This is a genomic window from Burkholderia sp. AU16482 (assembly GCF_002223285.1).
Taxonomy (GTDB): domain Bacteria; phylum Pseudomonadota; class Gammaproteobacteria; order Burkholderiales; family Burkholderiaceae; genus Burkholderia; species Burkholderia semiarida.
Map to the genome: position 1 here is coordinate 678,708 of NZ_NKEY01000009.1, position 26,533 is coordinate 705,240.

Consider the following 26,533-nt stretch of genomic DNA (forward strand, 5'->3'; position numbering starts at 1 on the left):
CGGGTGTAAGCAAATTGACGACATTATTTTGGCGAGACCGTCAGGCGTTCCAGAATGAACTGGCTCCACGCTATTCGACGTTGTCCGCCACGTCCGTCATCCGGATCATGTGCGGCTTGATGCCGTCGTCTTCGGCCGTCGCGGCCTCCTTCGGATGAATCAGCGCTTCGAGTCGCGCCTTCGTCGCGATGAACTCGGGCGTATTGACCTGCGAGTAATCGCGCGGCCGCGGCACCGGCACCTCGATCAGTTCCTGCACGCCGCCGGGGTTCGCCTTCAGCACCAGGATCCGGTCGGCCAGAAAGATCGCCTCGTCGAGATCGTGCGTGATGAACAGGATCGTCACGTCGATGTTGCGCCAGATGTCGAGTAGGTGCGTCTGCATCCTCGCCCGCGTCTGGGCGTCCAGCGCGCCGAACGGTTCGTCCATCAGCAGGATGCGCGGACGGTTCGCGAGCGCACGGGCAATCGCCACGCGCTGCTTCATCCCGCCCGACAACTGATGCGGATACACGTCCGCAAAACGCGTCAGCCCGACGAGATCGAGCCACTGCAGCGCCTCGCGCTCGGCCACGCCGCTGCTGCTGCCGTTCATTCGCAGGCCGAACATCACGTTCTTCTTCACCGTGAGCCACGGAAACAGCGTATAGCCCTGGAACACCATCCCGCGATCGGCGCCCGGCCCGTCCACCGGTTTGCCGTCCAGCAGCACGTCGCCGCTCGTCTGCGCGTCGAGCCCGGCGAGGATCCGGATCAACGTCGATTTGCCGCAGCCGGACGGGCCGATCACGCACACGAACTCGCGCCGGTGCGTGCGGAAACTGATGTCGTCGAGCGCGACACACTCGCCCTGCGGTGTCGTGAAACGCTTGCCGACGTGCCGCACGTCGAGTATCACGTCGCGGGCCTTCAGTCGCGCGAAGCGCTCGCGCACCGCGTCGGATTGAATCAGGTAATCGGGGACGGCTTGCGGGTTCTGCATGATGCCCTCTGCTGAAATCGGTCGATGGATACGTGCGGGCGGCGCTCACGCTTTCAGCGTGCGGTCCCACGGAAAGAGCCGGCGGCCGAGCAGCGCGAGCACGATATCGGTGCCGAGGCCGATGATCCCGATCATCAGGATCGCCGCATACACGTTGTCGAAATGCTGGTAGCGCGCCTGCTGGCTGATGTACCACGTGATGCCCGAACTCGTGCCGACGAGCTCGGCGACGATCAGGTAAGTCCACGCCCAGCCGAGCAGGATCCGCTGATCGCGATACAGGTCGGGCAGCACGCCCGGAATCACGACGTGCGTCAGCAGCTTCAGTTTCTTCGTGCCGAGCGTCATCGCGGCCTCGAACAGCCCGTATTCGAGCTTGCGCGTGGTGTTCGCGACGATCAGCACCTGCTGGAACAGCGTGCCGATCACGATGATCGCGATCTTCGGCGCGTCGTAGATGCCCAGGATCGCGACCATCAGCGCGCCGAACGCGGGCGCCGGCAGATAGCGGAAGAACTCCAGGAACGGCTCCTGCAGCCGCGCGAGCGCACTGAAGGTGCCGCAGACGATGCCGAGCGGCACGCCGATCGCCGACGAAATCACGAAGCCCCAGAAGATGATGCGGATGCTGTGCCACAGGCTTTCGTGCAGCCACACGCCGTCGCGCGACGCGGGCGGTGTCGTGAACGCCGTGTAGAACGCGCGCAATACCTGGTGCGGCGCCGGCAGGTAGACCGGATTCGCGCGCTCACCCTCGGGCACGGCTGCGTGCGCCGCACGCGCATGCGCGAGCTCGTCGTCGAACACGTCGCGATCGATCTGCATGCCGGCCTGGAAATAGTCGACGCTGCCCGGATTCGTGATGCGCATTTGCGGATGCCAGACGAACGGGACATAGCTGATCAGGCACCAGACGGCGAACGGCAGCAGGAAGGACGCCAGCCCGAGCGTCCATTTGCCGCGCGTCGTCAGCTCGCGCCGCACGGCGAGCCAGCCGGTCGTGTTGCGGGTCGTTGTCATCGGAATCTCCGTATCGTTTCGGGTGCCGGTCGCGCGAATGCCGCGGCATCGCGCGACCGTGCGGTCATTGCCGTGCGTCGCTCGCGGCCTGCGCGCGGTACGCCCGCCAGCCGCCGAACCGCGTGATGTCCTGCGCTTCGTCGAGCGCCACGTTCTCGCACAGGAAGCCCTGCACGGGCGAACCGTCGGCGAGCGTCAACGTGCCGATGCCGAGCGGCGCCGCAATACCGGCGACGAAGCTGCCGTACGCGTCGACCGGCATCTCCCAGATTTCGACCGCGATCGGCGCGCCGCCGTCCGGCACGCGCACGAGCCCCGGTTTGGCGACGCCGCCGCTTGCGTCGGCGGACAGCGCATAGAGACGATAGGCCGGCGCGGTCGTGGTCGCGGCGACGAAGCGCGCGCCGCGCTGCGTGAGCTGCCCATTCAACGGTTCGCCGCGCAGATGCGCGCCGACGACGGCCACCCGCACGACACCCGCCGATGCGACGCCCGGCGGCATCGCGGCCGCAGGCGGCCGTACGTCGCCGCCCGCCGCCACGCCGTCGCCCCATGCCTGCGCGAGATCGAGCAGCCGCGCATCGTCGTGCGCGCGACCGACGAACGTGATGCCGAACGGCAAGCCCGCATGCGGCCCGGTCGCGCACGTGCCTGCCGGCACCGCGATCGCCGACAGGTCGAGCAGGTTCACGAAGTTCGTGTAATAGCCAAAGCGTGAATTGATCGCGATCGGATCGGCTTCGAGCGCATCGACGGTCGCGGTCGTCGCCGAGGTCGGCATCACGATCGCGTCGAGGCCGTCCCACGCGCGGGCCGCATCGACGCGCAGCGCCGCAAGCCGGTCGAATGCGGCGAACGCATCGGCGGCGCTGAAGCGCGACGCGCCGCCGAGGATCTCGCGAATCACCGGATGCAGCGCATCGGGCTCGCGCGCGGCGAACGGGCCGATCGCGGCGAGCCGCTCGGCGACCCACGGGCCTTCGTACAGCAGCCGCGCGGCGGCCAGGAATGGGCCGAAGTCGATCTCGACGATCCGCGCGCCGGTCGCGCGCAGCCGTTCCAGCGCCGCACCCCATGCCGCGCGATACGATGCGTCGCCGAAGAATTCGAGCTGATCGGCACGTGGCGTACCGAAACGCAATTGCGCGAGCGGCCGCGCCGGCTGCGCGCGCAAGCCGTCCGCGCCCAGCAGCGGCTGCCAGGCGCGCCCGTAAGGATCGCCTTCCGTCACGCCATGCGCGGCGGCGAACACGGTGCGCGCGTCGTCCGCCGAGCGGGCGAACACCGACACGCAATCGAGCGACCGGCAGGCCGGCACCACGCCGAGCGTGCTGAGCACGCCCCGGGTCGGCTTGAGCCCGACGAGCCCATGAAATGCGGCGGGTACGCGCCCGGAGCCCGCCGTGTCGGTGCCGAGCGAGAACGTCGCGACGCCGAGCGCGACGGCCACGGCCGAGCCGGAACTCGAGCCACCCGACGCGTAGCGCGGGTCGAGCGCATTGCGGCACGCGCCGTATGGCGAGCGCTGCCCCGAGAGCCCGGTCGCGAACTGGTCGAGATTCGTCTTGCCGACGGGAATCGCGCCGGCCGCGATCAGCCGCTCGACCACGGGCGCGCTGCGTTCGGGCGTATATGCGTAGGCGGGGCAGCCCGCCGTCGTCGGGATGCCGGCGACGTCGATGTTGTCCTTGACCGCGAACGGCACGCCGTAGAGCGGCAACGACGCGATGTCGCGCCCGGCCAGTGCGTCGGCATACGGCATCATCTCGTCGCGCGTCAGCGGCCGGATCCACGCATGGTGCGGGTCGCCCGCGTCGAAGTGCGCGGCGATCGCGTCGACGAGCGCATGCGGCGTCAGGCCGCCCGCCGCGTAGCGTGCGCGCAGCGCGGCAATCGAGTGCAGCCCGGGCAGGATCGAGCGTTCCGTCGTACTCATGCGACCTCCTCGGCGGCGCCCGCCTTCATCACCATCAGCCGCTGGCCGGCCACCACCGCCGCGCCAGGCGCGCAATCGATCGTTTCGATCGTGCCGTCTTCCGTTGCCGTCACCGCCACCTCCATCTTCATCGACTCGACGATCGCGACGACCTGCCCTTCGGTCACGCGCTCGCCGGCTTCCACCAGCACTTTCCACACGCTGCCCGACACGTCCGCGGCGATCGCCCGCTGCGTGTCGTCGAGCGCGGCCGCCACCCGGTCCGCTTGCGGGTCGCCGTGCTCCGCGTCGCCGACGTATTCCGCATGGCCGGCCGCGCGCCACCGCTCGCGCTCCGCGTCGAACGCGGCCTGCTGCGTCGCCTTGAACGCGGCGATCGAATCCGCCTCGTCGTTCAGGAAGCGGTTGTAGGCGCGCAGATCGAACACCGATTCCTCGATCTTCAGCGTCGCGCGGCCCGCGATGAAATCCGCACGCAGCGCACTCAGCTCGGTTTCGCTGACTTCGTAGAAGCGGATCTCGTCGAAGAAGCGCAGCAGCCACGGCTTGCCGGCTTCGAATTCCCGCGTGGTGCGGTGGCGGTTCCACATCTGCACGGTGCGGCCGACGAACTGATAGCCGCCCGGCCCTTCCATCCCGTACACGCACAGATACGCGCCGCCGATGCCGACCGCGTTCTCCGGCGTCCAGGTGCGCGCGGGGTTGTATTTCGTCGTCACGAGCCGGTGCCGCGGATCGATCGGCGTCGCGACGGGCGCACCGAGGTAGACGTCGCCGAGCCCCATCACCAGATAGCGCGCGTCGAACACGATGCGCTTCACGTCGTCGATGCTCGCGAGGCCGTTGATGCGCCGGATGAACTCGATATTGCTCGGGCACCACGGCGCATCGGGCCGCACCGACTGCATGTAGCGTTCGATCGCGACGCGTGTCGACGGGTCGTCCCATGAAAGCGGCAGATGGACGATGCGGTTCGGCACGCGCATGTCGGCCACGTCGGCCAACTCGCGCTCGGCCGCCTGCAGATGCGCGAGCAGCGCATCGAGCGGCAGCGTCCGCGCGTCGAACTGCACCTGCAGCGAGCGGATGCCCGGCGTCAGGTCGAGCATGCCGGGCAACCGGTGCGCGTCGAGCCAGCCCATCAGCGCGTGCACGCGAAAGCGCAGGTTCAGGTCGAGCATGAGCGGCCCGTATTCGACGAGCACGTTGCGATCGCCCGAGCGCCGGTAGACGACGCCGATGCCGCCGCCCGCGGACGGGTCGCGGTGCAGCACGCAATCGTCGGATGCGCCGGATGCAGCCGTTGCCACGTCACGCGTCGCATCCACGATCGCGGCAGCCGGCTTCCCGGCCGATATCCCGGCCGACACGCCCGCGCGCACGAACCGCACGGTGTCGCCCGGCCGCAACTGCCCGAGCTTCCACAGCTCGTCGCGCACGACCGTCACCGGACACACGAAGCCGCCGAGGCTCGGGCCGTCCGGGCCGAGAATCACCGGCATGTCGCCGGTGAAATCGACGGCACCGATCGCATACGCGTTGTCGTGGATGTTCGACGGATGCAGCCCCGCCTCGCCGCCGTCCGCACGCGCCCATTGCGGCTTCGGGCCGATCAGCCGCACGCCGGTGCGGCTGGAGTTGTAATGGACGGTCCACTGCGTGCCGTAGAGCATCGCGACGTCGTCCGGCGTGAAGAAATCCGGCGCGCCATGCGGACCGTCGAGCACGCCGAGCGTCCATGCATGGGTCAGCTCGGGAACGTCGGCCGCGGCCAGCGTCGCGCCGGCGTCGCCGCGCCCGGCGTCCGCGTGCAGATGCAGCACGTCGCCCTTGCGCAGCGCGCGGCCGGCATGGCCGCCGAACTGGCCGAGCGTGAAGGTCGCCTTGCTGCCGAGATAGTCGGGTACCTGCAGCCCACCCTTGACGGCGAGACACGCGCGCACGCCCGCGCCCGTCACGCCGCCCAGCTTGAGCACGGCACCCGCCCGTGCGCGCACGACCTGCCAGAACGACACCGCTTCGCCGTCGAGCGTGGCCGCGAGCGGCGCACCGCCGAGCACGAACAGCGTCGCGGTATTGAAGCGCAGCGTCGCGCCGACCATCGTGAATTCCAGCCCGGCCGCGTCGCGCGCGTTGCCGAGTAGCGCGTTCGCGAGATCGAACGCGCGATCGTCCATCGGCCCCGACGGCGGCACGCCGACGCTCCAGTAGCCGACCCGCCCGGGCGCCTGCTGCACAGTGGTCTGCACGCCGCCGTCGAGCACGTCGATCGTGTGCGGCGCAAACGCGAAGCGCGACAGGAAGGCAGTGGTCGGCGCACCGCGCGCGAACGTGTCGGAGCCGACGACGGCGCGCAGGTAGTCGAGATTGGTCTCGATCCCGTACAGCTCGGTACGGTCGAGTGCGGCACGCAGCGCCGCCAGCGCATCGCGCCGCGTGTCGCCGCGCACGATCAGCTTCGCGAGCAACGGATCGTAATGCGCGCTGATCTCCGTGCCTGCCTCGATCCAGCCGTCGACCCGCACGTTCTCCGGAAACGACACGTGCGTAAGCAGCCCGGCGCTCGGCTGGAACTGCTTGTTCGGATCCTCCGCATAGAGCCGCACCTGGATGCTCGCGCCGCGCGGCGCGACGGCAAGCGTGTCGAGCGGCGGCAGGTCGCCTTCGGCCTGCAGGATCATCCATTCCACGAGATCGACGCCCGTCACTTCCTCGGTCACGCAATGTTCGACTTGCAGCCGCGTGTTCACCTCGAGGAAATAGAACCGCCGCGCGGACGCGTCGAACACGAATTCGACCGTGCCGGCCGACGCGTAGCCCACCGCGCGCGCGAGCCGCACCGCGCTCGCGTGCAGCGCGTCGCGCTCGGCGTCGGTCAGGTCGGGCGCGGGCGTTTCCTCGATCACCTTCTGGTTGCGGCGCTGCACCGAGCAATCGCGTTCGCCGAGCGCGATCGCGCCGCCGCGGCCGTCGCCGAAGATCTGCACTTCGATGTGCCGCGCGTGTTCGACGAACTTCTCGAGATAGACGCCCGCATGTGCGAAATTCGCGGCGCCGAGCCGCACGACGGATTCGAAAGCCGCGCCGAGCTGCGCAGCATCGCGACACAGCGACATGCCGATGCCGCCGCCGCCCGCGGTGCTCTTGAGCATCACCGGATAGCCGATCGCGTCGGCTTCGGCGAGCGCCGTCGTGACGTCGTCGAGCAGGCCGGTGCCGGGCAGCAGCGCGACGCCGTGCGCGGCCGCGAGTTCGCGCGCGGTGTGCTTGAGGCCGAACGCGCGCATGTGATCGCCGCGCGGCCCGATGAAGCGCAGGCCCGCCGCTTCGCACGCGTCGGCAAAGCCCGCGTGCTCGGACAGGAAGCCGTAACCGGGGTGCACGGCCTGCGCGCCGGTCTCGCGCGCGGCGGCGAGGATGGCCGCGACGTTCAGATAGCTGTCGGCCGCCGGCGCGGGCCCGACCCGCACGGCTTCGTCGGCGAGCGCCACGTGGCGCGCGTCGCGATCGGCATCCGAATAGATCGCGACCGATGCGACGCCGAGACGCTTCAGCGTGCGGATCACGCGGCAGGCAATTTCGCCGCGATTCGCGACGAGGACTTTGGCGAATCTCATGTTGCCTCCCGCCGGGCCGCCCCAAGGAAGGCAACCGCCCCCTTGGGGGGCAGCGAACAATAGTGAGCGTGGGGGCAGGTCATTGCGCCTCCCACACGATGAGGCGCACGGGCGTCGGGTTGTAGCCGTTGCACGGATTGTTCAGTTGCGGGCAGTTCGAGATCAGCACCGTGACGTCCATCTCCGCGCGCATCTCGACGTATTTGCCCGGCGCGGAGATGCCGTCCTCGAACGTGAGCCCGCCGAGCGGCGTGACGGGCACGTTCATGAAGAAGTTGACGTTGCCCACGAGATCGCGCTTCGTGAGCCGCGCCCCGGCGCCGCACGTGCAGTGCGCGATCGCGTTGAGGAAGCTGTCGCGGCAGTTGTGCATGTAGCGCTTGTCGAGCGCATAGCGCACCGTGTTGCTCTCGGCCGCGCATGCGCCGCCGAGCGTGTCGTGACGGCCGCACGTGTCGGCGACGATCGTCGCCATCGGATTGCCATGGCTCGACACGAGCACGCTGCCCGCGCTCAGGTACAGGTTTCGCTGCGCGCGGATCGTGTCCTGCGCGCTGTAGCGTTCCTCGGGAGCGTCGGTGCGGTAGAACAGCGTGTCGACGGCCTGGTTGCCTTCCAGGTCGAGAATGCGCAAGGTCTGCCCGCACTTCAGGTCGTGCAGCCACGGGTCGCCCGCGTTCAGCGTGATGTCGTGGATCGCGTCGCGCGGGTCGAGACGGCTTTCGATGATCGGCATGCTCTCGCTCCTTACGCGAACAGACGGTCGGTGTTGGCGAAGCCGCGCGTGTTCTCCGCGCACGCGCGCCGGCACGGGTCGTCGTCGGGCGCCGCGCCGTCGGCCGGATACGCGCGGTACGCGATCAGCTTCACCGCTTTCGGCGCGTAGTCCGGACGCGGGTCGAGCGGATGCGGCGCGGTCGAGAACGCCGCGAGCGTATTCATCTCGAAGCGCAGGTCGAACGCGCTGCCGGGCGGCGAATGTCCGGCGACGAATTCGAGCGCGCCGTCGTCGTACGTGCTCAGCTTGCTGAAGAAGTTGACGTTCGCGGCGAGGTCGCGTGCCGATAGCCCGTATTTCGCGAGCTCGAGCACGAGGCTGTCGCGGCCGTTGCGGATCATCGCGTTGCGATTGGCCTGATACGACGACGTGCCGTACTTGTGCGCGAACAGCCGCGCATCGCCGACGCCGCCGAGCGGATCGTGCCAGCCGAGCGTATCGGCGGTGATCGACGCGATCACGCGCCCCATGTCCGTGTACAGCGCATGGCCGCGCGTGAGATGCGCGGTGTGCTGCGCCTTCAGCGTGTCGGCCATGTTGTAGCGCTCGAGCAAATCTTCCTGACGATGAAAGACGGCGGACAGGTTCGCGCCGCCGTCGACATCGACGATGCGCAGCGCGAGACCGCGCCGCAGAATGCCGGACCAGTGTGTTCCGGCGGGAATCAGCGTTTCCCACGCGACGTGCGACGGTGGGGCGAGGACGGCTTGGGGGCTCGGCGACATGGCGGCTCCGTGGGTCGGTTGGACAAAAGGCGTGAGAGGGCGACCGAACGACATCGCGACCTCCCGGGCTTTTATCCCTCCGTGGAGCCTCGCCGTTTCCTCGTATCGAGGCGAAGGCAAGACCGGATTGCTCTCGGACCAGGCATCGCGCGGCGCACGCCGCGCGACCGGAACCCTAGCGATCCTGAAGATGATGCAAATTGCTTCGCACCTCTCGGGCATCGAACAAGCGAGTTGCGTGCCAGCCGTCGCCCGATCGCCGCACGACACGGCCCGGCGGCGCGATGCCGCACGGCATGCGAATGGCGGACGCGTTCGCTTGCCCTCGCGGCGGGCGCGCGGCGCACCATGCACACGCAACCGCGCACCGGCGCAGTGCGCGTCGCGCGCTCGCACACCGGCCGATCCGCAATGGCATGGGCATTGCTGAATCCATGCACCGCCACCTCATCCCCGATCCTTCATGAACAAGCTCGACCTGCTCCGGCGCGTACTGCACGCGCTGTTCGCCGCCCGCTTCATCGAACTTCAGCGCACCATGCGCCGCCGTTGAATCGCGTTGCCCCGCGCCGTTGGCACGCTTCTCGCTCGGCATGACGCCGAGAGGTGCGGCGGCGTCGCATCTTAGGGATGCTAGGGTTCCGGTTCATCGAACGTCTGGTCCGAGAGCAGCCCGGCGCGGGTTCATCCGATCGCAAGAGCGGGTGCACGCGTGCTACACGGCGGGACAAAAGCCCGGGAGATTGGCGATGGCAACGGCCGTCGCGCCTCTCCGTGGCCGCCCCGTTCGTTGCACATCCGCAGGAACCGGTCACGCAGCCGGAACGTGTGCTCGCGCACGGTCCGTATCGACGATCCCGATCCCGGTCTCCTGGAGAACAACGATGACCCGTCCCGCCTCGGCGTTCCGCCGCCTGTCGTCCTTCCGTTTCATCCGTCACGCACTGGGCGCCGCCGCCGCGGCTGCCGCGCTATGGGCGGCGCCCGCCGCACAGGCTGCCGCACCGCTGAAGATCGGCTACAGCGACTGGCCCGGCTGGGTCGCGTTCCAGGTCGCGCTCGACAAGGGCTGGTTCAAGGAGGCCGGCGTCGACGTCGATTTCGAATGGTTCGATTATTCGGCGTCGCTCGACGCGTTTTCCGCGGGCAAGCTGGACGCGGTCGCGGCGACCAACGGCGATGCGCTCGTGACGGGCGCGTCCGGCGCGAAGAACGTGATGATCCTGCTGACCGACTATTCGGCCGGCAACGACATGATCGTCGCGAAGCCGCCGCTGCGCACCGTCGAGGCGCTGAAGGGGAAGAAGATCGGCGTCGAGCTCGGCCTGGTCGACCATCTTCTGCTCGAAACCGCGCTGCAGAAGCACGGGCTCAAGGACAGCGACGTCACGCTCGTGAATGCGAAAACCAACGAGCTGCCGCAGGTGCTCGGGTCGTCGGCCGACATCGCGGCGGTGGCCGCATGGCAACCGAATGCCGGCGAGGCGTTGAAGCGCGCGCCGGGCGCGCGGGCGATCTTCACGTCGGCGGACGCGCCGGGGCTGATCTACGATGCGATCACCGTCGCGCCGGCGAGCCTCGCCGCGCGCCGGGCCGACTGGGCAAAGGTGGTCAAGGTCTGGTATCGCTGCGTCGCGTACATCAACGATCCGAAGACGCAAGCCGATGCGGTCAAGATCATGTCGGCGCGCGTCGGGCTCGCGCCGGCGCAATACCTTCCGCTGCTGAAGGGCACGCATCTGCTCGACGAGGCGGCCGCGAAGCGTGCGTTCCGCAAGGGCGACGGGCTCGATTCGATCTACGGCTCGACGCGCAACGCGAATGCGTTCAATGTGCGTAATGCGGTGTACAAGCAGTCGCAGGACGTCGACGCGTATATCGATTCGCGGTTCATCGACGCGCATTGATGGCGGGAGGCTTGCCGGCGCGCGCGGCGACGCGGTGCGACGCGCCGGTGGGCTATGCCGGTGGTCGCAGGTTGCGGACTGGAGTGCTAATTGTCTGGCTGCCTGGCTTGTCGCCGTGTGTCCGGCTGAATGGCGGCGACGCTGAATGACCGTTGCGGCGAGAGGCGAATGGCTGTTTGCGACCCTTAGCCGCCGTTGAACGTGGAGCCACGTCAATGGCCGCTCTCTGCTAACGAACGGCCGTAGGCGACGGCGCGACGTCAATAATCGCTATTTTCTTTCTTCGCCTTCTGCATCGTTTCGTCGGGTCGCGTAAAGTCCCAACAGCTGCTTCGCCAGTTCCGCGGTGGTACCGTGCTTGAGGTCCCCGTTGGCATCCGGAATACTGGCGATCACCTGTACGGCCATCCCTACGGCGTTAATGCGCTCAAGCACAGTTACATATTCTTTGGACTGAGCCAGTATCGAGCGATAGATAAGCAGGAAGGAACCACCGATAAAGCTAATCAAGACTCCGGATGCAGATGCGATGACGGAAACCGGGAGTTTGTCGGGATACTTCGACGCTTGAAACAGACCATACATCACAAAGCCAAAACCGCATAACGTAACCAAAAGTGTCAGCCAATAGATCGAACGTACTTGGGCCAAGTTCCGATCCAGATAGTTTTCGAGCTTTGTGCGGGCTAAATCCCAAGCGAACTGGGGTTTCTCGGGATGCTCTCTAATCCGCTCCTCGACGCTTTCAATCTGCTGCTCACGGGCCAGCTGTTCCGCAACGCTCTCGTACGCTAACACCACAAGAAGAGTTATGAACGCGACAATGGCGGCGCCTACCGCGATAGGTGTGGCAACTTTTGGATCGATAGTCGAGTCTTGCCCGAGCGCGCCGATGACTCCTGCAGCAAAACCCAAGAGCACTGCCAACGTCATCGCTGCACGCGACTTTGCTCCCCCCCGTTGCCAAGCTTTCAGCAACGAAGCGATAACAGACATATATGGATCGAACATGGAAAGGTGCCATCGCTCAGTTTCGGAAGCTTGAATTTTGCCCGAATTTTCGCTTTTTCTGAGGAGAGTAATCGTCTTTGGCTGGCATATCTCCCAAGATCCGCCTTGGAGTCATTTCAACGAACCGACGATAACGCGCTTAGCTGCGGAGCCCTTGGGACTACATTTGAAATAGGTTTCGCTCCTGAACCGAGGCGAACCGGATATGCAACCTGGACGGTGATTTGCTGTCCCTCTCCAGCCGCTCAGGCGGAGCGGCCCCTTGTTGAGGAGGACCAGCCGCTTGAAAGTCTAGGCTCGCCCAACAACGAGCGTCTGAAACTGGCCGGTGACGGCCTGTCGCCACCGCCGGCCGCAAGCTGGATGGCGAGCCGCCTGAAGCCGCGTCTCCCCAGCTCCCCCACTTCACCCGCCTCTCGGCAACCGCACCGTGAATACCGTTTCCGTCCGGTCGGACCGCGCATCGATCCAGCCGCGATGCGCCTTCGCGATTTCGTTGGCGATGAACAAACCGAGCCCCAGGCCGCCATCGTCACGCTTCCTGTCCGGACGGTCCTCGCCACGCTGCAGCGGATCGAAGATACGGTCCAGCGTGAGCCGATCGATCACCGGCCCGCGATTGCCGACCTCGACGAACACTTCCGAATCGTTCGCCGCGGCCGTCACCCGCACCGGCGTCCCGGGCGTTCCGTACTTCACGGCATTGCCCACCAGATTGCTCAGCAACTGCTGCATTCGCTGATCGTCCCAATCGCCGCGGAGGTCGCCACGTATATCGACGTCGATATCGCGATCAGGGTGCCCCGCCCGCAGTTCGTCCACCACATTGGCGAGCACGTGTGCGAGATCGACATGGCGAGGAACGACGTTGATGCCGAGTCCGAGCTGCGTCCGGTTGAAATCGCAAAGATCGTCGAGAAGGCCCTGCATGCGACCGCCGCTCCTGATCAACCGGCCGGCAGCCTCGGACACTTCCTCGCCCGCATTGAGTGCGGAGAGATACGACGCCGTGACCTGAATCGTCTGCAACGGCGTGCGCATGTCGTGGCCCAGCATACCCAGCAGCAAGTTACGCGACTGCTCGACCTGTTCGGTAAAAAAGGCGACCGATTCCGCCACCGCCTGATCGATCGCCTCATTGAAGCGAATCATGTCGTCCAGATGAGGCGGGCTCGGCTGACATGCGTCGATCCACAAGCGCAGCACGCTGGCGCGCAGTGCGCGATACTCGGCCACCAACTGGTTGATGTTGAAGCCGCGCCGCGCACGCAGCACGGCATGCGTCTGCGCGGCCGTCTCCGCGGCATTCGCCGGCTCGGCCGCGCGCCCCAAGGATTTTTCGTGTTGTGCCTCCCGCGTTTGCGGAACGGCGATGTCCTGGGCTACGGCGGTCAGGATCTCGCGCGCGTGATCGCGCAGCCCATGCGAGTTCATGTGCCGCGCAGCCGGTAACAGCGTGGCGGCAAACGCCTCCCACTGGACCAGTATCGGCTCCATGTTTCGTATGATGAAGTCAGCTAGGCGCATGTCGCCCCTCACAATGGAATGAACGGTGGATGCTGCTGTCGAACCGCACGATATCACGTGAAGCCCGGCGGGCGATTCGATCTTCGCCTCCACGGGGAATCGCCAGCCGGGACGGGAAAGGGGAAGCCCACTGCAACGTGCGTACCAGTCGAGTCGCACCAGCGGCGTACTTCGATCAACCCGGCATCGCCGATAACGGACACGCGTCAACCCCGTTTTGCAGGGCGGCGCAGCACGAACCTTGCTCCCCGCCCCCATTCGACTTTCACCCTGCGGCGGATCCGGCCGCCGCTACGAGATTGCACATGCCCAGGAAAAAATCCAGCATCTGGTTGCGGCATCTTGAACTGTTTTCCGCTGCGGCCGGCGCGCGTCCGAAGAAACGGGCCGGCAAGCCGCGGCCGGCCGCAAAAAAGGCCGCCAGGAAGGTCGTTCAACGAACCGGCAAGCCGACCGTCGCCGCCCCTGCCGCCAAACGGACGGGCATCGTGCCCGCCGTCCGCGCTCCGTCGGCCCGGCCGGCCGGCACCTGGCTCCGCTCGTTTCATTCCGCCGGCCCGAGCGCCGGCCGGCTCGTGAATCATCTTGCGTATGCGCTGTACCTCCCCGCGGCACCTGCCAGCACAGTGGACATGCCGGCCGTCGTCATGCTGCACGGCTGCAAGCAGACGGCCGAATCGTTCGCCGCGGGCACGCGCATCTGCCGTCTCGCCGAGCGGTCCGGTTTCGCCGTGCTGTTTCCCGAGCAGGCCAAGACGGCCCATGCTCATCGCTGCTGGCACTGGCACGGCGACGCGACGCAGTCCGAAGCCGCGGCCGTCGCATCGCTCGTCGACGCGATCGTGAAACGCCACGGCTTCGATCGCGACCGAATCTACGTGGCCGGCCTGTCCGCCGGCGCCGGGCTCGCCGCGGCGCTGGCGCTACGGTATCCCGACCGCTTCGCGGCCGTCGGACTGCATTCCGGCCCGGCCATCGCGCCGCCGTCGTCGACGATGGCCGCGATGAGCCTGATGCGTCGCGGCATCCGCGACGATCCGATCCACGCGCTCGACGTGTGCGCCGACGTCGCCTCCTATCCCGGCATGCCGGCGCTCGTCGTGCACGGCGCGCTCGATACGGTCGTGACCGACCGGAACGCAACGCAGCTCGGCATCGCGTTCGCGCGGCTCAACCGGCTCGTCGACGAACATGGTGCGATCCGCGTCGGCGAGCAACGCAGCTACGCGCAGGGCGATGCGGACTTTATCGATTATCTGAAGGGTGGACGGTTGATCGTCCGGGTGTGCATCGTGCGCGGGCTGCCGCATGCCTGGAGCGGCGGAGATCCCGGCGAGCCGTTCCATTCCGCCAAGGGGCCGGACGCGACGGCGATGTTCTGGCAATTCTTCCGTCGTCAGCGCCGCAAACGACTGGCGTGACGCACGACACCCGCGCCGCCGGCCATCACGTCGTCACGCCCGCTGCTCCAGCGCGGCCGCGCCCGCGCGGTCGCCGGCGCGCCGAACCGGCAACCGTATCCGGAAGGTCGTGCCGCGCCCCGGCTCGCTGGTCACGTCGATCGTGCCGCGGTGACGCTCGACGATGCCGTGCGAGACCGACAACCCGAGCCCCGTGCCCTGCCCGACCGGCTTCGTGGTGAAGAACGGATCGAAGATCCGCCGGACGACGTCGGGCGTCATGCCCGCACCGGTATCGCTGATCTCGATCGACACCTGATCGCCGTCGCTCGACGTGCGGATCGTGATCACGCCGCGCTCGGCAATCGCCTGCGCCGCGTTGACCAGCAGATTCATGAAAACCTGGTTCAACTGCGACGGCAGGCATTCGACGTGCGGGAGATCGCCGTAATCGCGCACGATGTCGGCCTTGTACTTGAGCTCGTTATGGACGACGTTGAGCGTGCTCTCGAGGCCCGCATGCAGATCGACCACGCTCCATTCGTCGCTGGCCGGGCGCGAGAAATCGCGCAAGTCCTGCACGATGCGACGCACGCGCAATGCGCCGTCGATCGACTCGTCGATCAGCGGCGCGATCTCGCCGCGGACGTAGTCGAGATCCGCGGCACGGTGCACGGCCGTCAGCGCGTCGCGGGTGGCCGGATCGAGTTGCGGCAGCGCGGCTTCATGCGCGGCGACCACGTCGAGCAGGCTGCGCACCCACGTCTTCAACGTGTTGAGGTTCGCGCTGACGAAGCCGATCGGATTGTTGATCTCGTGTGCGACGCCGGCCGCGAGCTGACCGATCGACGCGAGCTTCTCCGATTGCAGCAACTGTTCGTGCGTTTCCTCGAGCGCATGCAGCAGGCGCCGCTGTTCGTCCTTCTCCTGTTCGAGCAGCGCGTGCGCGGCCTTGCGTTCGTCGATCTCGGTCGCCATGTTCTCGCGCGTGCGTTGCAGCATCCGCGTCGTCTGCTCGTAGCTGTGCAGCGCGCGTTCGAGTTCGCCGGTTCGCAACCGCACGAGCCGTTCGAGCGTATCGGTCATCCCGCGCAGGAAAGTTGTGCGCGCATCGAAACGGCACACCAGCAGCGTGACGACCAGCGTCGCCATCGTAAACAACGCGACGGTCGTCGCGAGCCACGGCGCGTCGACGCCGTTCGCGGCGCCGCACCGCGCATCCGGCGCGAAGTGCGCGGCCGCCATCGCCGTGTAGTGCATGCCGGTAATCGCGACGCCCATGATGACGGCCGCGCCGATGCGTTGCGCGGTCGCGTGATGCGCCTGCCGCATGCGCAACGCCTGCGCGATCCACAGCGCGGCCGTCGACGCGATCACCGCGATTCCGATCGACGCGGCGAACAGCGCGGCGTCGTAGCGAATGCCGGGCTGCATGTGCATCGCGGCCATCCCCGTGTAGTGCATGCCGGCGATCCCGCCGCCCATCAGCACGCCGCCCGCGCACAGCCGCCGCCAGCCCAGCCGTGCGCGCGTGACGACGTTCAGCGCGAAGTACGACACGAGCACCGCGATCGCCAGCGAGGCGCCGGTTTCCTGCCATGCGTAGCCGAGCGGCACCGGCAGCGAAAACGCGAGCATGCCGACGAAATGCATCGACCAGATTCCGGTGCCCATCGCCGCGGCCCCGCCGCCGAGCCATGCGCGCTTGAGCTTCGGATTGTCGAGCAGCGAAATGAACGCGGCGAGATCGAGCGTCGTATAGGAGGCCAGCGTCGCGATCGCGAGCGACAGCAGGACGAGCGGAAGATTGTAGATGCCATGCATGATCGGACGCCCGGAACGGGTTGAATGCATCGCCGCGGCGCGGGCGGTCGCCCGCCCCGCGGCCGTCAGGCCGACGTTCGATGTCAGGCCGGCGGCGCGCCTGCGTTGGGAGCGTGCGTCTGGCCGGCCGGACGCGCCAGCACGAGAATGTCGAACGGCGTGCCCTCCCGCGTCTCGAAGCGGCGCACGAGCTCGATCTGGTGCGCGGACATCACGCTTCCCTTCGTCATCAACAACACGCCGCGATGCGTGCGCAAATCGTCGGCGAGCTCCATCCCTTCGCGCAGTTGAGCCGACCGGATTTCCGCGACGGACGCCGCGATGCCGAGACTCGCCGGATCCCGCATCAACTCGATGAAGTCGGCAACCAGTTGCGGGTCGTACCGCACGCTCGCCTGCGAGCGCAACACGTCGATTGCCTGCTCGATCGAATGCGGTGCGCCGATTTCGCCGTGGCGCAGGCCTTCGAAATCGCGCGCGATCGCGACGATCCGCGACCCGATCGGGATCGCGTCGCCGACCAGCCCGTCCGGCGTGCCGCGGCCGTTGAAGCGCTCGTACTGGTGCAGCACGATCGACGCGACCTTGTGCAACTGGGCGACCGGCGTCAGCACCATCTGCGCCCGCAACGGATGCTCCTGGAACACGCGGTGCTCGTCCGTGGTCATCTTCGCGAGCGGCTTGTGCAGCAATTCGTCCGGCAGCGACAGCTTGCCGATGCCGTGCAACAGCCCCGCGAAATAGACGTCCTGCGCGTGCAGTTCGCTCATTCCAGCGGCCAGCGCGAGCCGCCGCGCGATCTCGCCGACGCGCATCGCATGCCCGCTCGCGGCCCCGCAGCGCAGCTCGATCATGCTCGCGCACACCTGAACCATCGCCGTGAAGCTGCTTTTCAGGTCGCCTTGCGCCGCTTCGAGGAACATCACCGTCTGGCCGAGCTCCTCGGTGCGCGCGCGAACCTGCGTTTCGAGGTCCGTATTGAAACGGCGCAGCGCTTCGTTCTGCGCCTCCGTCAGCGCCGCGAGCCGCGCCGCTTCGCGACGCAGACGGCGCTGCTCCAGCGCCTGCTCGATGGTCAGCAGCAGGTCGTGATCGTCCCACGGCTTGTTCAGGTAGCGATAGACGCCGCCTTCGTTGACGGCCTGCACGACCGACGCGATCTCCGCATAGCCGGTCAGCAAAATGCGCATCGTGTCCGGGTACAGCGCCCGCGCGCGCGCCAGGAATTCCGCGCCGCTCATGTGCGGCATCCGCATGTCGGACACGATCAGGTCGATGTCGGTCGACGCGAGGATGTCGAGCGCGGCCTCGCCGCTATCGGCGGTCACGATGTCGTAGCCGGTGGGCCGGAATACGCGCCTGAGCGCGGACAACACGTTCGGTTCGTCGTCGACCAGCAGGATCGACGCCGCTACGCCGGATGCCGCCGCGGTGTCGGACGTTTCGGGCGGCACGGCATTCACGCCGTTTGTTGCAGATGTCGTCATAATCGGCCTCGGATCAATTGTTTACGCCCTCTCTGCAACATCGGCCGGCTCCGCGTTTTCCACATCGGGGGAAACGCTAATACGTGCGCGTCGATTTCAACCGGCATGCATCGCGCGAACGCTACGTCGCCGCCGTGCCCGGTCCGCGCCGGTAGTAGATGTCCCATTGCGCTTCGGCGGTTCGCACGAAACCGTGCCGTTCGTAGAAGCGGTTCGAGTCGCTGCCGCGCAATGCGCCGACGCGAACGGGCATCCGGTGTTCGTCGGCTTCGGCGAGGATCCGGCGCAGCACGGCGGCGCCGATGCCCTTGCGCTGATGCGCGGGCAGGATGTACAGGTGGTCGAGCAACCAGTGGTCCGCCATCGGGCGAAGCGTGTAGAAGCCCGCACGCAAATGGCCGGCTTCGATGAAACGGCATTGCGCGGGGTCGAACGACGCGAGAAACCGGTCGCGCGCACGCTGCGGATCGAAACGGCCGATGCGCTCGAGGCTGTCGCGCATCGCGGCGATGCGGATCGCGACGAGCGTGTCGGCGTCGGCGTGCGTGACGGGGACGAAGGTCAGGGACATTGTCTTTGGCTGGCGAAGGATGCACGGAGAAGCAAGCGCCCGGCCTGGCGGCGCCGCGCCACCGGGGCATCGACGACGCACGACGTCGCCCGTGCGCCTCGCTGCGTCGCGCTCGCGTGGCCGGAAATCCTTCGCCGATTATCTCGCGCTTCACCGACGAATGAGGCCAACCGAGCCCGGACGTCTTCGTTCGACGCGGGCTTCGGCGCGGCACGTCACCCTCTGGTCGGTGAGCGCGAAGCAAACGAACCGATGCAATCGGCTCAATGGAATAAAAAGCGCTGGCCGGTGAACCGGCCAGCAAAAAGGTCCTGGCGATCCGAGGTTGGTGTGTGCCAGAACCACATGCATTGAACGGCGCGCGGTGTAACGGGCAGGCATGTCATACGATCGACGAGGCCGATCGGAGCGTTGCCCGCTCGAACCCGCGCAATAATCTGTGATCGCAGTTCAGGCCAGGCTAACCGATGCGTCCCGGTTTGCGCTCACGCCCGCGAACCTGAACGCATCGTCGGGCGTCGGTACTTCCCATGTCGCGATCATCTCGTCGGTCGGAAGATAGTCGGGATCGGCCGACGCGACCCCGACCCATACGCCTTGGGATACCTGCCTGCCATGGAGATAAAAGTGCAGCTCCCGGCCAGCGCGCTCGCACGTGCACCGAATCCTCTCCACCGATCGGCCCAGTTTTCTGATCCGTGCGACCTGGTTGCGATCCAGCTCGAACATGGTGCTCATCACCCCGTCGCAATCGCCGATGCCAAGCATGTTGCTGTCGTCGGTAAACATCCACGACGGATGCGGCGTACCCAGGCGCAGCATGAAAAAATCAGCGGACTCTGAACCAATCATCCTGTTTCTCCGGCAAAAAATACGTCGTTCCACCCACTGAAGCTTGATCGGAACGCACATCCATCCAACCTGTTCCCTTCGCCCTGCCTGAATGCTCGAACGGACGTGCGCCAGCGCCTGGTAATCGGCGGGGCTCAACATCGCCACGCGCGGCGTCCGTCGCTTCCGAAGCACCTACACGCTTGCCTGACCCGTGACGGGTTCGGCGGCGATACTGTCGGAACCGGAAAGTCTCACCGCAACAGCGGCTGCCGCCGTGCTCCCGTAGACGTTGAGGGCGGTTCTCCCCATGTCGAAAAACGCGTCGACGCCCAGGAGCAGCAGCACCGCATCGGCCGGCAACCCGATCGACGTCAGAACGATGGTGATGGCGACGATCGCCCCGGAGGGCACGTTGGCTGCGCCGTCGATGGTGATGATCGTCAAGATCAGAATCGTGATCGCGAGCGGCCAGGACCACGCAAGGTGATAGGCGTCGGCCAGATAGCCGACCGCAAGAGCCGTGTAGAGCACCGCGCCGTCGCGGTTGAAAATATAGGCGAGAGGCAAGATCGTCGACGCCACGCCGTACGGAACGCCCAGTTCAACGAGTTTCTTCAGATGCAGCGGGTAGGTAATTTCGGAAGAGCGCGTCGTGAAGCCGAGGATCAGCGGTTCCCTCACCTTCCTGAGCACGGCCAGAGGCGACTGACCGGCGACGCGAATGACGGCCGTGAGTACAACCGCGAGAATCGCCATGCCGAGATAGGCGACGCCCAGAAGCTCGATAAGCGAGTGCGCGCCCGCAAAGCCCTTGGCTGACAGCAACTGCGCGATCGCGGCGAAGATCGCGAGCGGCGACCATGCGATCACCCACTGGACCATCTTGAACAGCCCCGACAGCAGCGCCTCGAACACGGCGATCGCAGGCTCGGCGCGCTCGGGGGCCGCCGCCAATGCCGCACCGAAAATGACGCCGAAGACGAGCACCGGCAGCGAATTTCCCGCCGCGAGCGCAGCGACGATGTTTGCGGGAATCAGATCAACGAGAAATTTCGTCCAGTCGATGCTCGACGCGAGCGCCGCGGGCATCGATCCAGATTGCGTCATGCTCGCACCGAGGCCCGGTCGAAATGCAAGGTTGAGCAGCAGGCCGAGCGACGCGGCCAGGCCCGTCATCAACACGAAGAAGCCGATACTGGACAGGGCGACCTTTCCGAGCCGCTCGCGAAGTCTGCCGGCCCGAAAGACTCCGACCGTGACCGACAGGAAGATCAGCGGCATGACGACCATCTTGATCGCGTGGCCGAACATCGCGCTCAGAAAGCCGAGCTTCGCGGCAAAGCCCGGAGCAAACACGCCGCACGCGGCGCCCAGGACGAGTCCGCCAAGCATCTGCATCGGGAGGGAAAGCCCCTTATTTTTCGTGTTCATGCCGTGCCTTTAACAGTTTGATCCGTGCCGGCGTACCGTCAACGATGTGATTCCACATATGCTGACGTGCAAGCTCGCCGTCGTTCGCTTCGATTGCGTGAAAGATGTGCAGGTGCTCGATCGTGCCGCGCCGAACGGTTTCGGCGTCGCCGCGCGGGAGTTCGTTCAGGGCCAGGGTCTGGGCCCGCAACAGACCATACGCCGACGAGATCCGGACGTTCCGTGCGGCAGCGAACAACTCTTGATGAAACACCCAGCCGATACGTTGTTCGAGCATGATGTCCGAGACGTCCCGCTCAACCAGTTCCTGCATTTTTACCGCGGCCTCGCGAAGCCCTGCCGTTGCGCCCGACCTCGCTGCAAGAAACGCCGCGGTACTCTCCAGCGCCAGGCGCATTTCAAAAATTTCGCGGAGATCGCTCGTGGTCGGCGAAGCGACGTAGGTGCCGCTCTTTTCGATCACGACGACCAGCCCTTCGGACTCGAGCAAATGCAATGCGCTGCGCACCGGCATCTGGCCGAAACCCAGTTCATCCGACAGGCCTCGATGAGATACTTTCTGTCCAGGCGCAAGCCGGCCGTCAAAGATCCTCGATCGGATCTCGTCGTAGGCGAGCTCTGCATCTGTCGAGACTTTCGACGTCATCTGTGATCGCAGTTAGCGTATGATTGAAAAGAAGTCGCGGATAGGAAATTACCCTTACTCATAACGCACGGCAACTGCTAATTTTGCGAGTGGGTATACCGAAAGAGAAACGGAAGAAAATCCGCGTCACGAAGAGAGCCGATAATTATATGATTTCACAAGATGTGCGCTTTACCATCTGTGCCGTCCGTGCGGAAGAAACCTATCCCCTCAGAGCCGCAATCCTGATGGCGGGAGACGAGGAGGGAAGCGCCCTGCATGGCGACCTCGCCCCCACCACCATGCACTTTGCCGTTCGCGACCACGACGCCATCGTCGCCGTCGCATCGGTTTGCAAGGAAGGACACGCCGGCGTTTCGGACGCCGACGCGTGGCGCCTGCGCGGCATGGCCGTCCATCCGTCGGTACGCGGCCTGGGATTCGGACGCCTGCTGGTCAATCTGTCCATTCGCCATGTGCGCGAACAATGCGGCATTCTGCTCTGGTGCACGGCGCGCGAATCGGCATACCGGTTCTATGAAATCCTCGGCTTCGATCGCGATCCGATTCCGATTTCAATGCGCGGACGCGACGACATGAAATTTTATCTAATGCAGCGCCGGATCGAGCGCTGAGTTTCGTCCGCGGCTGACGCTCGATCTCGGTCGGCGTCAGTGTCCGGCGCCGGCCGGCCCGGACAGATATTCAACGATCGCCTCCTCCATTTCAATTATTGCAATCGGGGAGAAAATGGAACGGTTATCCAGAATGACCCTGGCGACCGGTACTTTCCCTCCTGATGGCTGATCGTCGTGGCGGCCCGCAACCGAATATCGCGTTCACCTCCCTTCTCCGCCTTCGCTTGTCGTTGTCGACATTCGGCGGCGCGACGGCGCGCACCTCGACACACCTCCGTGGACGCCGGTTCCTATAAGGGAAAACCCGTACGGCGCGACGTTATCAAACGAGATTAACTTATATCAAACTAATTTTGACGGGAATTTATGTTCCTGATATGGTCTTTCCGCCTGCAAAGCGCGACGACACAGGATAGCTGGAGCGGCAACGAAAGCAAGGAAGTCGCTTTCGTTCAGGTTGGGGCGCCGCGATCGTTCTGATCGGGGGTGCAGGACAGGTCGAGCAGCGTCGCGTTCCCCGCATCAAATTGTAAGGATAACGAAATGGTCGAATGTGGCATGCCGATCGGACCGAGCGAATATACGACGCCGGCCGGCGCGACCGGAACGACGCACAGGCCGTGCGTCGTCATCTGCATTCGAATGCGACACAAGCCGTTTCAATCCGTCCCGAAACTTCTCCTCACAGTGAAATGCAGATGAAAAACAAGAAGATCAACATCAGCGTTATCGCCGTTGCCGCCTTCGCAGCATCGTCGGCAGCAATGGCACAGTCGTCGGTCACCCTGTATGGCATGCTCGATGCCGGTATCGGCTACACGTCGAACATCAATGGCCACAGCAGGTACGGCCTCGATGGCGGCGCCGCCGGTTCGAACAAGTGGGGCCTCAGGGGGCAGGAGGATCTCGGCGGCGGCCTCCAGGCGGTATTCAAGATCGAGAACGGTTTCAGTATTGGGACGGGCGGCATAGGCGGCCAGGGGCCCATCGGTAACACGCGTTCGCTGTTCAACCGCCAGGCTTACGTGGGCCTCGCGTCCAATCAGTACGGCGCCTTGCGCTTGGGGCGCCAGCTCGACGCCGTGACGGAAATGGTCCAGGTCCTGACGGGCGACGCCATTTCGGCGTCGACCTTCTCGACCCCCGGCGACGTCGACAACAACGACAACACGACGAACCAGAACAACGCGGTGAAGTACATTTCGCCGATCATCCACGGCTTCCAGGCCGAAGCCGCGTACTCGTTCGGCGGCGTGGCCGGCGCAACGGGCTCGGGTCAGTCGTGGTCGGCGGCCGCGACCTACGCGCAAGGCGGCCTGACGGTCGCCGGCGGCTACTTTCGTGCGGTCAACCAGGGCGAGAACGGCTGGCTGAACGCAACGGCACAACCGAGTTTCGGCGGCGCGCTGGGCTATCCGAGTTCGGGCTACAACGGTGGCAATGCGTTCAAGAGCGCGGGCATCGCGCAAGTGGCCGCGCAATACGAGGTGGGGCCGTACACGGCTGGCCTGCGCTACTCGAACGCCCAGTACAAGGGCAACGATGGCCAGCCGTCGATCCACTTCAACGTGCTCGGCGCGCTGCTGCAGTACCGGGTCACGCCGGCGCTGTCGCTCGCGACCGGCTACACGTATGTCTACGGTTCCGCGGCCACGCCCGCGCAAGCCGCCGAAGGTCGCACGATGGCCTCGATCAACCAGCTGTCGCTGGGGGCAACGTACTCGCTGTCGAAGAGTACCGCGCTGTACGCGATGGGCGCCTACGTGCATGCGAAGGGCGCGCAGGCCTCGGCCGCCGACTTCGGCAACACCTCGTCGGGCGGCAACCAGGTTCAGGTCAACATCGGCATGTTCCACGGCTTCTGATCGCCGACCGGCAACACCGGCGCAGTGGCGGCACGACCCCGGCGTCGTGCCGCCCGGCCTGACCGGCGGACCTAGCCGCCCTCCTGACTCGCCATGCGCTCCATCCATTCCTCGAACGCGGACACGGCGGCATCGTCGGCGCGATCGGCGTTCGTCACCAGCATGTAGTCGTCGGCACGCCATACCGGCGCCGCGATGGGACACACGAGGCGCCCCTCGGCGAGATCGCGGCCGATCAGCGGCAGCGAGGCCAGCGCCACGCCGAGCCCCTCGATGGCCGCGCCCAACTGCAGATTCACGTGATCGAATTCGACATGGCGCGCGGCCCGCAGATCGGAAGCGCCCGCTTCCTTCAACCAGTGCGACCACGCGGAGCGCGTCGTGGCCGAATGCAGCAGGACGTGATGGCGCAGGTCGGCCACGCTCTGGATCGGATGCTGCCGCAGCAAGGCGGGATTGCAGGCCGGCACGCGCAGATCAGGCATCAACGAGCGCGACACGACGCCCGCGCCCTGCTCGGGACCGGAGCGGACACCGATATCGAACGCGTCGGCGACATAGCGCAGTTTGCGCGACGTCGTCGACACCCTCACGTCGATGTCGGGGTACCGCGAATGAAAATCGGCGAGCCGCGGCAGCAGCCAGCAAAGCGCGAAGCTCATCGGCACATTCACCCGCACGACGCCTGATATCCGGTGCGTGAACGGGTTGTGGCGCAGCCGCCCCACCGCGGTACCGAGGCGCTCGAACGCGTGGCTGACGTCGTTCAGCAACGCGGCCCCTTCGTCGGTCAGCACGACGCCGCGCGGACGACGGTCGAACAGCGGCAGCCCGAACCAGTCCTCCAGCAACCTGATCTGCTTGCCCACGGCCCAGTGGGTCACGTGCAATTCCGCCGCGGCAGCCGCAAAGCTACCGTGCCGCGCGACCGCATCGAAGGCGCGCAGCGCATTGAGCGGGGGCAACTCGCCCCGGTGCTTCGCGGCATCCCGGCTTTCGTTCATGACGTGACTTTTTCTCCCGATTGACGCGATTTTAGCTCAATTGAAATGGCTGTCGCGTCGGCCATAAAATCGACGCATCGAGCGTGAAAGCGATGCCACAAGCGGCTCCCCTCCCCCGCTCGCACGGAGCGAATGACGATGCGCCTGCCGGTTTTTTCCCCTCCCGCGATGCAGGAGACTGCGCCACCCCGACGGCGCGTGCTGTGGCTATCGTGCATTGCGCATGCCATGCACGACGGCTATACGGACATGATCTACGCGCTGCTTCCCGTGTGGCAGTCGGAATTCGGGCTCGACTTCGCGGCCCTCGCCATCCTGCGCGGCGTCTATGCCGGCACGATGGCGACGCTGCAATTGTCGGCCGGGCGCCTCGCGCAACGCCTGGGCAGCCGCTCGACCCTCGCAATCGGCACGCTGCTCGCCGCGCTCGGCTATGCGATCGCGGGCATGTCGGGCGGCCTGCTCGGCTTGGGCGTCGCGCTCGCGATTTCGGGGGGCGGCTCCAGCACGCAGCATCCGATCGCGTCGGGCGCCGTCTCTCGCGTCTATGGGCGCGACGCGAGAGGCCCGCTGAGCATCTACAACTTTTCCGGCGATCTGGGGAAATCCGCGCTGCCGGCCGCCATTTCGCTGCTCGTGACGATGATGCCGTGGCGTCATGCGCTATGGATCGTCGCCGGATTGGGCGGTGTCGTGGCCGCCGTCATCGCGCTCTGGTTTCCGGCCGTGCCACGCGCCGCCGCGAACATGACGGTCAAAGGCCAGGCGTCCACTCAACGCAGCGGCACCGGGCGAAGCGGATTCTCCGCGCTGTTTTCGATCGGCGTGCTCGATACGGCCGTACGCATGGGACTGCTTACCTTTCTGCCGTTCCTGCTCAAGGCCAAGGGCGTCTCGCCGCAACTGCTGGGCACGGCCCTTGCGCTCGTTTTCATCGGCGGCGCGGCCGGCAAATTCATGTGCGGCTGGCTCGGCGCGCGCATGGGCATGGTCAGGACGGTGCTGCTCACGGAGGGCGGGACAGCGGCGTGCATCATCGCGGTGATGTCTCTCCCGTTGGCGCCGACCATGGTGCTGCTGCCCATTCTGGGTATGATGCTCAACGGCACTTCGTCGGTGCTGTACGGAACCGTGCCGGAGATGTCCGCGCCCGAACGCACCGAGCGCGCGTTCGCGATCTTCTATACCGGGACGATCGCGTCGGGCGCGCTGTCGCCCGTGCTCTACGGCTTCCTGGGCGACTGGATCGGCGTGCACGGCGCCACCTATGCGACCGCGTTGACGGCCCTCGCGATTTTTCCGCTCGCCCTCGCGCTGCGCCCGCATCTGGCGGACGACTCGACAGGATGAA

Annotated in this window: 20 protein-coding genes and 2 riboswitches; of the genes, 5 read left to right on the forward strand and 15 right to left on the reverse strand. The window is 66.2% G+C overall.

Features of this window, described 5'->3' with window-relative positions:
• Positions 1–70: 70 nt before the first annotated feature.
• The 6 genes from CFB35_RS33495 to CFB35_RS33520 form a co-directional block, all read right to left on the reverse strand.
• Positions 71–982, reverse strand: a complete 912-nt coding sequence (locus tag CFB35_RS33495) for an ABC transporter ATP-binding protein (RefSeq protein WP_059577514.1) — start codon at positions 980–982, stop codon at positions 71–73.
• A gap of 45 nt (positions 983–1,027) precedes the next feature.
• The gene (locus CFB35_RS33500) at positions 1,028–2,002 is read right to left on the reverse strand and encodes an ABC transporter permease (protein WP_059577509.1); all 975 of its coding nucleotides are present in this window, start codon (positions 2,000–2,002) and stop codon (positions 1,028–1,030) included.
• Positions 2,003–2,066: 64 nt separating this feature from the next.
• Positions 2,067–3,938 carry an allophanate hydrolase gene (atzF, locus tag CFB35_RS33505; RefSeq protein ID WP_089466212.1) on the reverse strand — a complete coding sequence of 624 codons (1,872 nt, stop codon included), beginning with the start codon at positions 3,936–3,938 and terminating at the stop codon, positions 2,067–2,069.
• A complete protein-coding gene (gene uca, locus CFB35_RS33510; RefSeq protein ID WP_089466213.1) occupies positions 3,935–7,555 on the reverse strand; it encodes an urea carboxylase in 3,621 nt (1,206 codons plus the stop codon). The genes atzF and uca overlap by 4 nt, the downstream gene beginning before the upstream one ends.
• A gap of 79 nt (positions 7,556–7,634) precedes the next feature.
• On the reverse strand, positions 7,635–8,291 hold the full coding sequence (locus CFB35_RS33515) for an urea amidolyase associated protein UAAP2 (protein ID WP_089466214.1): 657 nt from the start codon (positions 8,289–8,291) through the stop codon (positions 7,635–7,637).
• An 11-nt stretch (positions 8,292–8,302) separates the two neighbouring features.
• Complete coding sequence (locus CFB35_RS33520) at positions 8,303–9,058, reverse strand: urea amidolyase associated protein UAAP1 (RefSeq protein ID WP_089466215.1); 756 nt, start codon at positions 9,056–9,058, stop codon at positions 8,303–8,305.
• Between the two features lie 58 nt (positions 9,059–9,116).
• A riboswitch (guanidine-I (ykkC/yxkD leader) is annotated at positions 9,117–9,248 on the reverse strand.
• 432 nt (positions 9,249–9,680) lie between these two features.
• Positions 9,681–9,802: riboswitch (guanidine-I (ykkC/yxkD leader) on the forward strand.
• Between the two features lie 140 nt (positions 9,803–9,942).
• Between CFB35_RS33520 and CFB35_RS33530 the strand changes: the two genes are divergently transcribed.
• A complete protein-coding gene (locus CFB35_RS33530) occupies positions 9,943–10,965 on the forward strand; it encodes an ABC transporter substrate-binding protein (protein WP_060967145.1) in 1,023 nt (340 codons plus the stop codon).
• 270 nt (positions 10,966–11,235) lie between these two features.
• On the opposite strand, the gene CFB35_RS33535 is transcribed toward CFB35_RS33530, so the two are convergent.
• Both CFB35_RS33535 and CFB35_RS33540 read right to left on the reverse strand, forming a co-directional pair.
• Positions 11,236–11,976, reverse strand: a complete 741-nt coding sequence (locus tag CFB35_RS33535; RefSeq protein ID WP_060010644.1) for a hypothetical protein — start codon at positions 11,974–11,976, stop codon at positions 11,236–11,238.
• A gap of 405 nt (positions 11,977–12,381) precedes the next feature.
• A complete protein-coding gene (locus CFB35_RS33540; RefSeq protein WP_060010647.1) occupies positions 12,382–13,503 on the reverse strand; it encodes a sensor histidine kinase in 1,122 nt (373 codons plus the stop codon).
• Positions 13,504–13,808: 305 nt separating this feature from the next.
• On the opposite strand from CFB35_RS33540, the gene CFB35_RS33545 reads away from it, so the two are divergent.
• Positions 13,809–14,924, forward strand: a complete 1,116-nt coding sequence (locus CFB35_RS33545; protein ID WP_060010650.1) for a PHB depolymerase family esterase — start codon at positions 13,809–13,811, stop codon at positions 14,922–14,924.
• A gap of 33 nt (positions 14,925–14,957) precedes the next feature.
• On the opposite strand, the gene CFB35_RS33550 is transcribed toward CFB35_RS33545, so the two are convergent.
• The 6 genes from CFB35_RS33550 to CFB35_RS33575 form a co-directional block, all read right to left on the reverse strand.
• Positions 14,958–16,727 carry a histidine kinase gene (locus tag CFB35_RS33550; RefSeq protein ID WP_060010653.1) on the reverse strand — a complete coding sequence of 590 codons (1,770 nt, stop codon included), beginning with the start codon at positions 16,725–16,727 and terminating at the stop codon, positions 14,958–14,960.
• Positions 16,728–16,810: 83 nt separating this feature from the next.
• Positions 16,811–18,214: an HD domain-containing phosphohydrolase gene (locus tag CFB35_RS33555; protein ID WP_089466217.1), complete on the reverse strand. Its 1,404-nt coding sequence runs from the start codon at positions 18,212–18,214 to the stop codon at positions 16,811–16,813.
• Positions 18,215–18,335: 121 nt separating this feature from the next.
• Complete coding sequence (locus tag CFB35_RS33560; protein ID WP_089466218.1) at positions 18,336–18,785, reverse strand: GNAT family N-acetyltransferase; 450 nt, start codon at positions 18,783–18,785, stop codon at positions 18,336–18,338.
• A gap of 450 nt (positions 18,786–19,235) precedes the next feature.
• A complete protein-coding gene (locus tag CFB35_RS33565) occupies positions 19,236–19,637 on the reverse strand; it encodes a hypothetical protein (RefSeq protein WP_089466249.1) in 402 nt (133 codons plus the stop codon).
• A 174-nt stretch (positions 19,638–19,811) separates the two neighbouring features.
• Positions 19,812–21,050, reverse strand: a complete 1,239-nt coding sequence (locus CFB35_RS33570; protein WP_060010667.1) for a dicarboxylate/amino acid:cation symporter — start codon at positions 21,048–21,050, stop codon at positions 19,812–19,814.
• Positions 21,034–21,696, reverse strand: a complete 663-nt coding sequence (locus CFB35_RS33575; RefSeq protein WP_059577463.1) for a GntR family transcriptional regulator — start codon at positions 21,694–21,696, stop codon at positions 21,034–21,036. The genes CFB35_RS33570 and CFB35_RS33575 overlap by 17 nt, the downstream gene beginning before the upstream one ends.
• Before the next feature lie 149 nt (positions 21,697–21,845).
• Between CFB35_RS33575 and CFB35_RS33580 the strand changes: the two genes are divergently transcribed.
• Positions 21,846–22,310: a GNAT family N-acetyltransferase gene (locus CFB35_RS33580; RefSeq protein ID WP_060010670.1), complete on the forward strand. Its 465-nt coding sequence runs from the start codon at positions 21,846–21,848 to the stop codon at positions 22,308–22,310.
• 701 nt (positions 22,311–23,011) lie between these two features.
• Positions 23,012–24,178, forward strand: coding sequence for a porin (locus tag CFB35_RS33590; protein WP_060010745.1), 1,167 nt, complete (start codon positions 23,012–23,014; stop codon positions 24,176–24,178).
• 71 nt (positions 24,179–24,249) lie between these two features.
• Here CFB35_RS33590 and gcvA read toward each other — a convergent pair whose 3' ends face one another.
• Entirely contained in the window at positions 24,250–25,182 is a 933-nt protein-coding gene (gene gcvA, locus CFB35_RS33595; RefSeq protein ID WP_059577454.1) for a transcriptional regulator GcvA, read from the reverse strand.
• 138 nt (positions 25,183–25,320) lie between these two features.
• On the opposite strand from gcvA, the gene CFB35_RS33600 reads away from it, so the two are divergent.
• Entirely contained in the window at positions 25,321–26,532 is a 1,212-nt protein-coding gene (locus tag CFB35_RS33600; protein ID WP_060010749.1) for an MFS transporter, read from the forward strand.
• The last annotated feature ends 1 nt before the right edge of the window (position 26,533 follow it).